Below are 14,791 nucleotides of genomic sequence, written 5' to 3' on the forward strand. Positions count from 1 at the left end.
TGGGAAGAAATGATCTGGTTAAGGTTATGATATCATGTCGGGTTGATTTGTTAATTAATATTCGGCTGGTAATTGGTAATTGATAATCGGTAATCGGTAATCGTTAATCGTTAATCGGTGGGTATTACCCCTCATTTGTGCGTTCCGAAGATATTCTGAGTTGGGAATTATAACTTGCTGACTCGCTCACTATTCTTTAACGTTGGTCTTCCTCGCCACATTCGCCAATCAACTGATATCAATCCCTCGATTTCTTAAACATCTGGTTAAGCAGATGACATCGGTCGCCTCCCGCACTAAACCACAAACCCTAGAATTATCTATTAAATGTTAGGAATCCGGCATCGAGATATTTAAACCTAAAGCCCGATCGCACTTTTGGCATGGATATTTCCGTGAGATCCAGACACCTGCCACATTCCGTTTAATACGCGGTTAAATTGGGAGTAAACTGCGATCGGCTGATATATGTAAACTTATCATAATTGGGGGAATCAATAATCTGTTCACAGATGCCAGTATGGTACAAATCGGCGATCGCCCAAACCAAAAAGCGATCGTACTCTCTGTATAACAATAAGACTAGAAACTCATAGAGCGATCCTCTTCGTTGGCGTAGCCCCCGTAGGGGCGGGCTTCGCTAACGCACCGAATTGAAGGGCGATCGCTCTACAGTAATAGCGTACCTACGTGCCAAAGTGGATAATGGCTGCGCGGATAGCGATGAACCACACCGCGAGCGTGGCAAATAGGTAAAGATAGAACCGAAGTATGATGAGATTGAATGTGCAATGGACAGCACTATGCAATGTGCGAAACACAACGAAGACCCACGCGGCGTTTACATACACTGTATCCACCTGCTTTGTGATGAAGAGGTATAGGACAAGCGCATAGAAAAGTACCGGCATCTCGAACAGGTTTTTTAGGTTATCCGATGGATTGGATACGCTTGGTGGCGAGATTTGTGCCAGTGCGGTCGGTACAGCAAAATCCTTTTGACTGAGCTTTCTACTGGTGATAAAACTGATACGGCGGATGTACATATACACCCAAACTATGAGTGTTAGAAACACTGTGGCAAAGAAGGGAGTGAAGATTGCATCTTGCGTCATTTATACCTCTCAAATTTGATTATGTTGATAGTTGCTAGATGATAAAGTTGACGATATGCGATGTACAAGGCTTGAAGAAACATAGAGTAACGTAAATCCAATTAGAGGATGGAGTATCTCTAGGTGAAGAGGACTTTTGAGATGAATGCTGCCAAATTGTAGTCCAAGTAGCACTGGCAAACTTGCGGCGAGATGTCGTATTCTGCGTGAGAATGGAGCGATAAACGACCATCCCAGTAATACTAATGACAATCCACCATACCCTCGCACTAGCCAAACATGAATATTCCACCATGCAGGATTATTGAAGTAGGCAACTCCCACCGTCAATAACTGAGCAATTAAGCAGACATTAAAGACTATTGAAGTCGCTTAAAAGCCGATCGGCATCCAAGGTGTAGGAGTGCGATCGATTTCCAAATCTGTTGTCATGTCAATTTGCTTTTGAGACTATAACGGTAATATAATTCGAGTATTGCAATGCTTCTAGACCTCGATCGGGTACTCTTGTTGAAAATCAAGCAATTTGGTTACAAGCCCCCAGATTCATCCGTGGGGTCAATTCTAAAATCTAAAATCGGTTGACACCATGAGCATGACAAGTCCCTTGCAGCTTTTATTTGAAGCGATCGACCAGGTAAAGGACGAACAAGATTTGCGATCGCAAATCGTGCCCAAAATCGGTGAGTATTTTGCAGCTAAACGATCTGGAATCTTTTTCTTCGATCGACTTCCTTTAGCAGATAGCAATTTTCAGAAAACATTGAAAGTTGCGCTATCGATCGAACATAATCCTGTTGCACGTTATTTAGTGGAGCGCCATGCTGCTGTCCATGAAGCATTAGTGACATCATCACCCAAGGTTTGGACAATAATTTGTCCCCGCCCCGATCATTGGCACGTGATGGCGGGGCCGATCGTCAGCGGTGGTCAATTAGTGGGTGTAGTGGGTTATACGCGCGAACAGTCAATGCCCGCCTTTGATACACAAAATCTAGCGGATTTGAGTGCGATCTGTTTGCATTTGTCTGTTTGGGCTGCAACAGTGCGCGCGGCGAAGCTATCCAGTAGGGAATCGCAACACCAACCTTTCAAGAGCTCACGCCTAACGCCTCGTGAATTGCAAATTGCCGAATTGGTTGCTTTGGGGCGAACCAACGCAGAAATCGGGAGGGAACTTTGGATTACTGAAAATTCAGTGAAGCAAGCTTTGAAGCGAATGTTCCGTAAGCTTGAGGTTTCGTCTCGTGCACAAATGGTTGCACAGCTTTCGGCGACCAAATATAATTTGCCAAGTGTAAAAATCTCTCCATCCAACTTGATGCAGAACACCCACCAATAAACTTAATGCTAGAAACTCAGAGAGCGATCCTCTTCGAGGGCTTCGCTAACGCATTGAATTAAAGAGCGATCGACCGCAGTAATTTTGAAGTATGGGGTATTGCGATCGAGTGTGGGAAACCAATATTCATCAAATGAATGATTACATATTAATTTGTAGTTTTGGGCAACAATTGATTTAGCGCACCGCACAAGTATCGCTTCACGGTATCCCTACTTGCGCCCACGCCGCTGGGAATGGTAAAGATCATCTCGACAGTTAATAGATTGCCGTCGGCTGAGGCAAAAACATCGATCGGCAAAGCACGCTGAAATGCTGTTGCGGGATTTTCGGCTTTCATGACACCTGTGCTCACATCGGTGCTGATCGTTCTGATGCTCTCGCGGGCTAAAATGGGTCGTAATTGGGAAAATGCTCTCTCTATCGATAACCCCTCAACCTGAACACGTGCAGAAAAGGCGGCACCATTCAAAAAGTCCCCCTTTTTTTGAAAGCTTTCCTCGCAGGTGGTGGCAACAGCGGGGGTGGCTAAACATATGAGAGCTAGAGTCAAGACAAGCGATCGCATATTAGCTTAGTTAGAAGAATGAAACAATCATCAAGATCATGATGCACCATCATAGGATTATTTGGCAAGTGATGCAAATGCCTTCAAGGGTTTTTAGCATGAGTTGCAGTCCGGTTAATATTCGCTGCTATTCTAGCAACTACAGCAACTAGAAGAATTAAGGGTAAAGACTAAAAGGGCGATCGTACTGAATAGAAGGTCGATTTAATCCTGGATTCTCATCTTCCAACAACATTTCACTCGCTTCACGTAAGTTCGCTTGTATGTCGTCTAAAGTTTCTCCTTGAGAATGCGCTCTCTTAGAAACCGGGAACATAGACTACATATAAATTCGTGTTAGGGTCTTTCGGAACCACCGCAGTCAACGTCTTCATAAATTTCAACTCAAACAGCTTGACTTTCAAGCAAAATCCAATAAAATTAAGTTTAGCATATCTATCACATACAATACGTGAAATCACTTAGAAACAAGCTCAATAACACTACCTAGAGATGCAGCCAGTTTATATCCAATACCGATACCCAATAGCCTAGCATTTTGATGTTTCGCACTCAGGTCATCAGCAGCATATAAACCATTTTCATCAACTTTATAGTCGCCTGTTTCTATATCCATGATGACGAGCTTGCTAACATTCTCTTCTAAGTCAATTTTGGGGGGGATGCTGATCTCATACAAATGTTTGGCACGAGGCGGGACTTCTTCACGACTCCAAAGGAGGGTTTGCATACATTCCCCCTTTTTTGTAACTTTTTATCCTATTACTGACGTGGGCTGTATTACGCGAATTCACCATGTTTCTGGAGCGAGTTCTTGGGTTTTACCTGCGTGATACTCAGTCCGTGGCGCTGCAAGTTTGGCAACAGCGTCGGGAGAACGAGTATTTGCTGGTTCCGATCTGGGATCATCTTTAACTTATTCCATAATCTCATCTTGCTCACTTACAGACTAGGTGTTCAACTTAGCGATGATCGCGCGCTCAAGTAACTCAGTTTTGGCTAGCACACTCTTACAATATACCTGTTAAAAAAGTAGGCAAGGCGATCGCGACTTGTACCCTGTTAAGAGCAACGATCGCGCCCGGTCGAAGTGCTGCAAACATTTTGTAGTAGGATGTATAATCCTAAGTGATCATAATTTAGGCACAGCCACATAATGAGCTACTGGGATGTAAAAAACCTGAGCTATGAAAACTTTAAGCGTCTGTGCGGAGTACGTCCAGAGACATTTAAACAGACGTGGAGTTAGTGCGATCACCTAATTTATCTGGAGGCCCTTGTTCCAGCGCCAATTCTTGGTTTTCCAACTCCAGCACAGGTATTATACTTATAGTTAAAGATTAAGCCATCATGCACTTTAGCATTGAAGGAATGGACAAAATATTGGCACTTATTAACAAGCTGAGGCCCGGCTAGTTGAAATTTTTCCCAACAGGCGATCGAACATCGCTGTCTCAGGTTCCCATCCATCAATTCCACACCCGAATAATCGTACTCATCGAAAAAACGAATATGAAAACCACGCTGCCCGGTTACAAACTCTTATCGTTGCCGCTTCATGAAGGTGTCAATACAGTTATTTATCGCGGCGTTAGGGAGTCCGAGCCAACTCCGGTTATAGTAAAAACCCTTAAAGCTGAGTATCCCACAATAGAAGAAATCGCACGATTGAGGCATGAATATAAAATTCTCAAAACTCTCGACATAGCCGGAATTATCAAAGCTTACTCTTTAGAAAAGCATAATAACGGTCTGGCGCTGATATTAGAAGATTTTGGCGGAGACTCCCTGAAAAACCTAATCACAGCTAAACAACTTGAAATCAGCAAATTTCTGATTCGGGCAATTCATCTAGCAGAAACCCTAGCTCAACTGCATGAAAATAAGATTATTCATAAAGATATTAAACCGCAAAATATTATTGTCAACCCCAAAACCAGTCAAATCAAAATCATCGATTTTAGCATTGCCACGCACCTAGAGCGAGAAAACCAGACCCTCAGCAATCCCAACTTGCTAGAAGGTACCCTTGCCTATATGTCCCCAGAACAAACCGGGCGAATGAATCGCTCAATGGACTACCGTACCGACTTTTACTCATTAGGTGTCACCTTTTACGAAATGCTAACTGGAAAGCGGCCACATCAAGCCACCGACATCCTGGAATTAATTCACTGCCATATCGCTAAAACACCCGTGCCACCCCATCAGCAAATCGGTGAGATTCCCCAAGCAATTTCTGACATTGTAATGAAATTATTAGCTAAAACTGCTGAAGACAGATACCAAAGCGCTAGGGGACTAAAAGCTGACCTAGAAATATGCCGTCATCAACTGCAAACCCATGGAAAAATTGACAACTTTCCAATCGGTAAGAGGGATAAATGTGGACAATTTATCATCCCGCAAAAGCTCTATGGTCGTGAGCAAGAAGTAGCCACTTTGATGGCAGCCTTTGAGCGAGTCTCCGGCGGTACCAGCGAAATGATGCTAGTCAGCGGTTACTCAGGGATTGGCAAATCTTGCTTAGTAAATGAAGTTCAAAAACCGATTGTCAGGCAGCGCGGGTATTTTATATCCGGTAAATTTGACCAATTAAAACGAAATATTCCTTATGCTTCTTTGATTCAAGCCTTTCAGGGTTTGATGCGGCATCTCTTAACAGAAAGTTCGGAACAACTAGCGATTTGGAAAGAGCAACTTTTAGAAGCTTTAGGCTCAAATGGCCAAGTCATAGTAGATGTCATTCCCGAAGTCGAACTGATTGTCGGGCCTCAAGGAGGGGTTCCGCAATTGGGGCCATTTGAATCCCAGCATCGCTTTAACCGGGTATTTAAAGAATTCATTCATGTATTTACTAAACCCTCACACCCGCTCGTCGTCTTTTTGGATGACTTACAGTGGGCAGATTCGGCATCACTCAAGTTGATTCATTTGCTTATTTGTGACCCGGACAGCCAATATTTACTGCTGATGGGAGCCTATCGAGATAACGAAGTGAGTCCGACGCATCCGTTGATGGTGACGTTGGATGAGATTCAAAAGAATGGGGCCGTTGTAAATAATATCACCCTCCGTCCTTTGGATATTGGGAACGTCAGCTTGCTGGTAGCGGATACCCTGAATGAGTCTTCTGTTCCGAGACACCGGGTTTCTGAATTGTCTGAGCTACTTTTCAATAAAACCCAGGGCAATCCTTTCTTCTTGACTCAGATGTTCGCTACTCTGCATCAAGAAAAGCTATTGACCTTTGAATTCAGTGCTGGGTGCTGGCAGTGGTCATTGAACCAAATTCAAGCAGTAGGCATCACAGATTATAATGTCGTCGAACTGATTGCCAGAAATATTCAAAAACTCTCGGAGGAGACGCAGGATGTCTTAAAGTTAGCCGCCTGTATTGGAGACAAATTTAATTTAGACGTTCTGGCTATTGTCAATGAAAAATCTCAGTCGGAAACGGCGGCGGATTTGTGGGAATCTCTTCAGGCTGGCTTGGTTTTGCCCCTCAGCGAAGCCTACAAAATCCCTCTCGTTTTTACCTCCGATGAAATGAGCAGGGAAGTAAAGGATAAAATAGTTCCAGATTGTCCTCTGCTATCATGCTCACCTACCCCTTTTTCTTACAGCCATCACGCGCCTATCGCTTACAAATTTCTCCATGACCGGGTGCAGCAAGCGGCGTATTCTCTTATTCCCGAATCTCAGAAACAACAGACCCACCTGAAAATCGGTGAACTGCTACTGGAGCATACTCCTGCTGAGGAGATTGAAGAAAATATCTTTGAGATTGTCAATCAGTTAAATGTTGGGGCTGACTGCATCACGGATCAGGCAGAAAAAGATCGTCTAGCCCGATTAAATTTGATAGCCGGCAAAAAAGCTAAGGCAGCAACAGCTTATGAAACTGCCGCCAGACAACTACGGGTGGGGCTAGAACTCCTCAGAGAAGATAGCTGGGAAACTCAGTATGACCTGACGTTCCCTCTGTATGCGGAAGCGGCGGCGGTGGAATTTCTAAACATCAACTTCGAGCGAGCAAAAATCCTTTCTGAGGAGGCTCTTAAACACGCGAAAACTCTGCTCGAAAAAGTCAAAGTTTATGAAATCCAAATGCAGTTTTATTCCCAGCAAAACCAGATACAAGTCGCGTTTGATATTGGGCTGCAAGTTCTGGGGATGCTGGGTGTCTCTCTTTGTTCGGAACCTCCACAAGAAATGAATACTGAGGCGTTAGCTAATCTGCCAGAAATGACTGATATCAATAAGCTAGTGGCGATGGGGATATTATTGAAATCTGCTCCTCTTTCTTATCATGTGGCTCCTGCCTTATTTCCCCAATTTGCATTTACAATGATTTATCTGTGTATCCAATATGGTAATTCGCCCCAGGCCACTGCTGGGTATGCGGTTTATGGCCTACTTCTATGCGGGCCATTCGGTGAAATAGATGCGGGATATAGATTTGGACAACTAGCCTTAAATTTGTTGGATCGCTTTGATGCCAAAGAACTAAAATCTTACGTATATGTAGTTTTTAATGCTCATATTAGACACTGGAAAGAGCATGGCAAGGAAAGTTTAGCGCCAATGATGGAGGGAATTAAAAGCGGTCTGGAGACTGGAGATTTAGAAGATGTGGGTTATAATTCTATCTACTATTGCGATCATATGTTTTTTACAGGTCAACCGCTGGAATTAGTTGCTCAGAAGCAGGCGCAATATCTTGAGTTACTGCTGAAACTTAAACAAGATTCGCATATTCCTTACTTAAAGACGTGGAGAGTAATGGTATTACAATTACTCGCCGCATCTGAAGAGGAATATATGCTCAAGGGCGAATTGTTGAATGAAGAAGAACTCCTCCACCAGTCAATTGCCGATAATAAACATATGTTTATTTTTTTGGCTCACCTGACAAAATTGATTCGACTTTATTTGTTTAAAGATTACGCTCAGTCAGTCAAGAGCGCCCGCTCAGCAGAAAAATACAAAGATGGTGTGCCCGGTCTGATGAGTGGTGCGGAATACAATTTCTACTATTCTCTGGCTCTCCTTGCTCAATATCCCCAAGTTTCCAGCAGTGAACAAAAAGAATCCTTGAAGCAAGTGGCTAAAAATCAGAACAAAATGCAGCAATGGGCTATACATGGGCCGATAAATTATCAACACAAGTACGAGTTAGTGGAGGCAGAAAAAGCACGAATTTTGGGAAAAATTGGCAAAGCGATGGAGTATTATGACGCTAGCATTCAAGGAGCCAGAGAACAGGGATACATTCAGGAAGAAGCCCTAGCTAATGAACGGGCCGCCGAGTTTTATTTCTCTCGCGGGCGGGAGAAGATAGCGGAGATTTATTTGACGGATGCTTACTATGGATATATTCGCTGGGGAGCGAAAGCAAAAGTGCAATATTTATCAGAAGAATATCCTGAATTTTTCTCGCGAATACTGACCAAAGAAACTCCCAGCTTCGACGTATCACGGACGACCAGCTCGACGACTACGGGGAGTTTTGCAGCACTGGATTTCGCCTCTGTGATGAAATCTTCTCAAGCTATTTCTGGCGAAATTGTTCTGGAAAGTCTGCTTTCTAAGTTATTGAAAATTGCAATTGAGAATGCTGGGGCTGAAAAAAGTTACTTAATTTTAGAGAAAAATGGTCAACTGGTGGTAGAAGGGACGGCAAGCATAGATAATAATGAGGTATTATTGCTGCAATCCACACCAATAGAAACGAGTCAAAAATTGCCGTTTTCTCTCCTCAATTATGTGGCTAGAACTCAGAAAGATGTGGTATTAAATGATGCAAGTCAGGAGGGACTTTTTACCAGGGATAGCTATATTCTTAACGCCCAACCCAAGTCAGTTTTATGTATGCCGGTCGTCCATAAAGGAAAGCTTATTGGTCTGCTTTACTTGGAAAATAATCTGACAAGGAGCGCGTTTACTCCCGATCGCCTGGAAGTTTTAACCGTGCTCTGTTCTCAAGCGGCGATTTCCCTGGAAAATGCTCGACTCTATGCCAATTTGTCTGAGGCGACTGACAACCTGAAACAAGCCAATGAGCAATTAGAAGATTACAGCCGGACTTTAGAACATAAAGTGGAAGAGAGGACGCAGGAATTAAAGGAAAAAAATCGGCTCCTGAGCCAGGAAATTCGCGATCGCGTGCAGATAGAGCAAGCTCTGCGACTATCAGAAGCGCAATTAAAAAAACAAGCCGAACAACTAGAGCTTTCTTTCCAAGAACTCAAGCGCACCCAGACCCAGCTAATTCAGACTGAGAAAATGTCCTCACTGGGACAGATGGTGGCCGGGGTTGCCCACGAGATCAATAACCCGATTAACTTCATATATGGCAACCTGAGTCACGTCAGGACATACAGTGAAGACATACTAGGACTGGTGAAACTCTATCAAGAACAATACCCCCATCCCACAGCAGGGATTGTTGAGGATATTGAGGCAATAGAATTAGATTTCTTGATGGAAGACTTACCCAAAGTGCTGGATTCGATGAAGGTGGGGGCAGACCGCATTCGCGAAATTGTCCTCTCCCTGCGAAACTTCTCGCGACTGGATGAAGCGGAAATGAAACAGGTCGATATCCATGAGGGCATCGATAACACCCTACTGATTTTGCAGCACCGGCTGCAAGCTAAATTAGACCAGCCTGCTATTCAAATAATTAAAGAGTACGGCCCGCTGCCGCTGGTGGAGTGCTATGCGGGCCAACTGAACCAGGTGTTTGTAAATTTACTGGCGAATGCGATTGACACTCTCAATGACCAAAGGGGGCCGCGCACGATCGCAATTCGCACTTCAGTGGGGTATGGGGAAGAAGAAAAATCCCCGATTTCCAATCCCGCCCTTGCGGAAAGCTCTACAGTTTCTTCGGCTGAGGTGGATTCCCCCAACCTCGGCCCGACCCGCAAAGCTCCGCAATTTGTTGTGATTCGCATTTGCGACAATGGCCCCGGTATCACAGAGGAAGTGAACCGGCGGCTGTTCGACCCGTTCTTCACGACGAAACCTGTAGGGAAGGGCACCGGTCTGGGGCTGTCAATCAGCTACCAGATTGTGGTAGAAAAACATCGCGGACAGTTGAAGTGTGTTTCTCATCCCGGTGAGGGGGCAGAGTTCATCATTCAGATTCCTATTCGACAGGAGTATCAAAAATTGGCTTTGCAAAGCTAAACCTGATGAGTAGTTGTTATTGCTATTTCCAGTAGTCCTAAACAGACAATGATCACTTCTAGTGATGAATAGAAATCTTGAAAAAGTCTGGGCGCAATTCCTTCTCAGCGCCTCTAATTCTATTCATCTTTATGAATATTTTAAAGGGGAGTCAGGTCATAATTATAAATTATAGCTATCAGTTACACTGTAAATATGATACCTCACTTACTCCGGGCGATCGCCCTTAACAAAGAGCGCACTCTCCGTATAACAACAATAAGGCTAGAAACTAAAAGAGCCAGCGCAATACCGAATGGAAGGGGGATCAACCAAATGGTAATTTTAAAGTATTGGGTATTGCGATCGCTCTTCGGCGCTACTCGGTTCTGAGGCTTCCAGAAAACTTTGCAACCTGACACTGGGTTTTGGTCAGTCCACTTCACTAGATTTTTCAGCGACTGTTGATAACTTCACTTCTAGCGAGCGTGGTGTTCGCCTAGCATACCAGGCATGAATCAGAAGGGTTTGTAAGAACAATACAGGTGTATCAAAGCCGCTGGATGCAATTATTGATTCGACTTCAAGTGGCGGTAGCACAGCAGTATTTCGGCCATAAGAAGCACGAAACTTTTCAATCTCCTCAGCAGGCACTTCGGAATACCTCAGCATTCGCACCCAAACCTCGGAAAGGCTTTGGTACGCTGAAGTAGACATATCGGAAGCTAGATCGGCACTGACCAAATATCCGTTAGGGCAAAGTCGTGAAGCAATTTGACTAAACAAGTTGCGCCGCTGATCTTGTTGCATAAAGAAGTGAGAAACCAGAAGGCAAGTCGCCGCATCGAAAGAGTGCGATGCGGGCAGTGAATCGAGATAGCCTTCGTGAAAAGTGCAACGTGACGCGATACCACACTCTTCGGCGCGTTGGCGACAGATGTCAAGCATCGGTGCCGCAGGCTCTACCGCAGTAAATTGCCACTGTGGAAATGCTTGAGCCAGATAAATCAATTCCAAGCCTGTTCCCGCACCGACACACAGAATCCGTGCATCGGTAGGAAGTTCAGAAAGTACAAAGCGGATCAGTAAATGAAGTGCGTCGCGCATCGGAGCCAATTTAGCGAATCTTTTGTCGTAGGAAGAAGCGCGTTCTCGATCGAAAACAATAGGTGACTCTTGATTTTGCATTCTGGAAAGCCAATAAGCTTGCAATCTGTATTTTAATAGCTATCTGAATTGGATTTTAGCGCCTTGCTTCAAAACTTACTGGGTTGGGGTCAAACAAAAGTAATAAAAATCCTAAAAGCTCGATCGCCCTAAAAAAAAATAGAAAACCCCAAAACCCGTTTAATCATCGATGTTTTGGGGTTTTCTTCCTCCCATCCGGTTCAAATTACAACTTGCGAGGGTGCGATCGCCCTTGACAAATATCGCACTCTTGGCAGAACAATAAGGATAGAAATTAAGAGAGCGATCGTAGCGAATTGAATGGCGATCGACCCACTGGTAATTTTTAAGTATTCGGTATTCCGATCGCTGACCGTCGCAACTCATTCAGTCAATCAAAGCTCGTTTACAAACATCCAGTCCTTGAGTTAAGCATTGTTCTCGCCACTTTCGAGATATGGGTGCAAACACTTCTACCAACTGTTGTTTTGTCCATTCATAGCTCTGGTCTGACTTACCCCACCAGTAAGCACGATTCTCAGCCCGCAATGCCTTCAAGACTTGAATCGTTGAGTAAGTGCCAAATTCTGCGGTTAGTAAATCATAGCGACACTTTGGTAGAAGAGCTTGGCACCAAGTTTTTAATCCACCGCGAATTGGATATGACACACCTTCTGTACTGTTCGGTTCTATTGTTTCTGCTCCAAATCGTTTAGCTAGTCTTGAACAAGATTCTGATGTTGCAGATGCGTCAAGCAAAAGCTTATAAGTTCCCCAGTGTCCTAAACCTGTGTGGAAATCAATATGCACCACCTCTGAAGCATTACCAATCCATTGGGGCAAATTGCTAGCTAGAATCTCTTGAGTTTTGGATGGAGCATGACCACCAAAAAAAAGTCCCTTTGGAAAATCGTATTGCCCTACAGGAAAGGTGTTTCTCAAACTGGTCATTCCATATCTCAATATCAGCCAGAGAGCTTGAAGAATATAGGGTTCAATTCGTGAGGGAGGTGAAATGGGATTGAGAAAAGAATTGAATTTAGGATAATCCTTTGGGCTGCCCTCAAAAACTTCTTCAGACAATAAAAAATTACGGTTTAAGTCTATGTTGTTTTCATTCCAACGTCGTCGCCATGCAAAACCATAAGGATTCAGAGAATGAATAAGTACAACTTTAATATCAGGTGACAACGATGTGAGAAGTTGGTGCTTTTCTAACAAGGTAAGTTGGATTGCCGATCCCAAAAAGCCTTCTACTCCATGCAAGCCACTAGAAATTACTACACATCGTCGTGGGTGTGAAGAACCACCGATCGCCACATCAATAGTTAATTCTTCATCAGTTGGACTAACCCGATCAATTGGATAGGCAGTTTGCTGATAACCGAAAGATGAAGCTGCTGCTCGAAATCGCTCTCGTGCAGTAATGTAGTTGGGTGAAAATGCTTCTGAATCGCTCATAAATCTTCGTTACCCACCACTAACCTTACAACTATGCCTCAAAAGACAACTCACATCGCATAACTATTAATTATACTATAGTTGCGGTCTAACACTTCGATCGCACTCCTTGATCGCATACCCATGTTGTTTCTCAAACCCAACTCCAGATTGTTTAAGAACCAAAGTTTCCCTAATTTATCTATCAATAGCCCTAGACGCATGGGGGCCCAGAAACCGGGTTTTTTTACGAAAAGACGGGTTGCAGCCCACAGATAAGGTAAAAAACCCGGTTTCTTTGTCGGAGTGCGTCCATGACTTTCAGAAAAAACAGAAAACCCCCAAACGCAATTCTTAAAAAGGTTTGGGGGTTTTATTCCTAAATCTCGTTCAAATCACAACTTGCTCGGCTCGATCGCAGGTGCTCTCAAAGATACAGTTTTATCCGCAGCAGCCTTAGCCACCAACGAAGGCACAGAATCGCGCAACTTTGCAGTCAACTGAACAGTAGTTGCATCGTAAACCTGAGTCAGCATCTTGGGATACAAACCAATGCCAATAATCGGCACTAATAGAGCCGCAATAATAAACACTTCTCGCGGTTCCGCATCCACCAATTCCTCGTGATCCGACAATTCCTTATTTTCAGGTCCGTAGAAGATTTCACGCAGCATCGACAGGAGATAAATCGGAGTCAAAATCACTCCGACAGCAGCTAGAAATACCACGCAAACCTTAAACACAGGATTGTAAGCATCGCTGGTTGCAAAACCTACAAACACCATCAATTCTGCTACAAAACCGCTCATTCCCGGCAAAGCCAAAGAAGCCATAGAACAAGCAGTCCACATCGCAAAAACCTTACGCATTTTCTGTCCTACACCGCCCATTTCGTCCAGCATGAGCGTGTGAGTGCGATCGTAAGTGCAACCCACCATAAAGAACAAACTCGCGCCAATTAAACCGTGGGAAACCATTTGCAGCATTGCACCGCTAACACCCAAATCGGTAAACGAAGCTATCCCGATTAACACAAACCCCATGTGCGAAATCGAAGAATAAGCAATTTTTCGCTTCAAATTGCGCTGAGCAAAAGAAGTTAAGGCGGCGTAAACAATGTTAACCACACCCAAAATTACCAAGATGGGTGCGAAGACAGCGTGAGCATCCGGGAGCATTCCCGCATTCATCCGCAGTAAAGCATAGCCGCCCATTTTTAGCAGAATTCCTGCTAGCAACATGTGGGCGGGTGCGGTTGCTTCGCCGTGAGCGTCAGGGAGCCAAGTGTGCAGGGGAAAAATTGGCAGTTTGACGCCGTAAGCTATTAAGAAACCTGTATACAGGAGCAATTCTACAGTGGGGGCGTAATCTTTAGCTGCGATCGCCCGCATATCGAAAGTCACCGTATCGCCGTAAAACGCCATCGTCAGCGCGCCCAGCAAAATAAATAGCGAACCGCCTGCGGTGTATAGGATAAATTTAGTTGCTGCGTAGAGGCGCTTCTTGCCGCCCCAGATTGACAAAATCAGGTAAATCGGGACTAATTCCAGTTCCCAAACTAGGAAAAACAGCAACATATCCTGCACGGCAAAAACTGCGATTTGGCCGCCGTACATTGTCAGCATCAAAAAGTAAAAAAGCTTCGGTTTAAATGTGACCGGCCAAGCCGCTAAAGTAGCCAGAGTAGTAATAAAACCAGTCAGCAAAATCAGCGGCATCGATAAACCGTCAGCACCCACAGACCAGTTCAAATCGAGTTGCTGCACCCAAGTATAGCTTTCTACCAGTTGCAAATCTGGATTGCTGAAGTCGTACTGAGTGTAAAAAGCGTAAACAAGTAGGGCAAAATCGATCAAACCCACAATTAGGGCATACCACCGCACCGTCTTGCCATCCTTATCGGGAATTAAAGGAATCAGCAAGGACGCAGCAATGGGAAACAGAATTGTTGTTGTTAACCAGGGAAAGTTAGCTGTATCCATT

11 protein-coding genes are annotated in these 14,791 nt (G+C 44.3%); 2 read left to right on the top strand and 9 right to left on the bottom strand.

Going from position 1 to position 14,791, the window contains the following annotated elements; all coding sequences use genetic code 11:
- Window positions 1-424: 424 nt before the first annotated feature.
- From QUA90_RS19395 to QUA90_RS19405, 3 genes are all read right to left on the bottom strand, one after another.
- Window positions 425-577 carry a hypothetical protein gene (locus QUA90_RS19395; RefSeq protein ID WP_333447191.1) on the bottom strand — a complete coding sequence of 51 codons (153 nt, stop codon included), beginning with the start codon at window positions 575-577 and terminating at the stop codon, window positions 425-427.
- 109 nt (window positions 578-686) lie between these two features.
- On the bottom strand, window positions 687-1,115 hold the full coding sequence (locus tag QUA90_RS19400; protein WP_333447193.1) for an MAPEG family protein: 429 nt from the start codon (window positions 1,113-1,115) through the stop codon (window positions 687-689).
- Between the two features lie 9 nt (window positions 1,116-1,124).
- The gene (locus tag QUA90_RS19405) at window positions 1,125-1,439 is read right to left on the bottom strand and encodes a DUF6220 domain-containing protein (protein ID WP_333447195.1); all 315 of its coding nucleotides are present in this window, start codon (window positions 1,437-1,439) and stop codon (window positions 1,125-1,127) included.
- Window positions 1,440-1,710: 271 nt separating this feature from the next.
- Between QUA90_RS19405 and QUA90_RS19410 the strand changes: the two genes are divergently transcribed.
- A complete protein-coding gene (locus QUA90_RS19410; protein WP_333388249.1) occupies window positions 1,711-2,457 on the top strand; it encodes a LuxR C-terminal-related transcriptional regulator in 747 nt (248 codons plus the stop codon).
- A 148-nt stretch (window positions 2,458-2,605) separates the two neighbouring features.
- Here the strand turns inward: QUA90_RS19410 and QUA90_RS19415 are convergent, their stop codons facing one another.
- Complete coding sequence (locus tag QUA90_RS19415; RefSeq protein ID WP_333080367.1) at window positions 2,606-2,797, bottom strand: hypothetical protein; 192 nt, start codon at window positions 2,795-2,797, stop codon at window positions 2,606-2,608.
- A 685-nt stretch (window positions 2,798-3,482) separates the two neighbouring features.
- On the bottom strand, window positions 3,483-3,755 hold the full coding sequence (locus QUA90_RS19420) for a hypothetical protein (protein WP_333169259.1): 273 nt from the start codon (window positions 3,753-3,755) through the stop codon (window positions 3,483-3,485).
- 782 nt (window positions 3,756-4,537) lie between these two features.
- On the opposite strand from QUA90_RS19420, the gene QUA90_RS19425 reads away from it, so the two are divergent.
- Window positions 4,538-10,222 carry an AAA family ATPase gene (locus tag QUA90_RS19425; RefSeq protein ID WP_333324246.1) on the top strand — a complete coding sequence of 1,895 codons (5,685 nt, stop codon included), beginning with the start codon at window positions 4,538-4,540 and terminating at the stop codon, window positions 10,220-10,222.
- 411 nt (window positions 10,223-10,633) lie between these two features.
- Here QUA90_RS19425 and QUA90_RS19430 read toward each other — a convergent pair whose 3' ends face one another.
- From QUA90_RS19430 to QUA90_RS19445, 4 genes are all read right to left on the bottom strand, one after another.
- Window positions 10,634-11,413, bottom strand: coding sequence for a class I SAM-dependent methyltransferase (locus QUA90_RS19430; protein WP_333447197.1), 780 nt, complete (start codon window positions 11,411-11,413; stop codon window positions 10,634-10,636).
- Window positions 11,414-11,548: 135 nt separating this feature from the next.
- On the bottom strand, window positions 11,549-11,755 hold the full coding sequence (locus QUA90_RS19435) for a hypothetical protein (RefSeq protein ID WP_333447199.1): 207 nt from the start codon (window positions 11,753-11,755) through the stop codon (window positions 11,549-11,551).
- A complete protein-coding gene (locus QUA90_RS19440) occupies window positions 11,756-12,829 on the bottom strand; it encodes a M14 family metallopeptidase (RefSeq protein ID WP_333447201.1) in 1,074 nt (357 codons plus the stop codon).
- Between the two features lie 374 nt (window positions 12,830-13,203).
- A complete protein-coding gene (locus tag QUA90_RS19445; protein WP_445300125.1) occupies window positions 13,204-14,790 on the bottom strand; it encodes an NAD(P)H-quinone oxidoreductase subunit 4 in 1,587 nt (528 codons plus the stop codon).
- Window position 14,791 lies beyond the last annotated feature (1 nt).

This window comes from Microcoleus sp. D3_18_C4 (genome assembly GCF_036702355.1).
In the GTDB taxonomy this organism is placed as follows: domain Bacteria; phylum Cyanobacteriota; class Cyanobacteriia; order Cyanobacteriales; family Microcoleaceae; genus Microcoleus.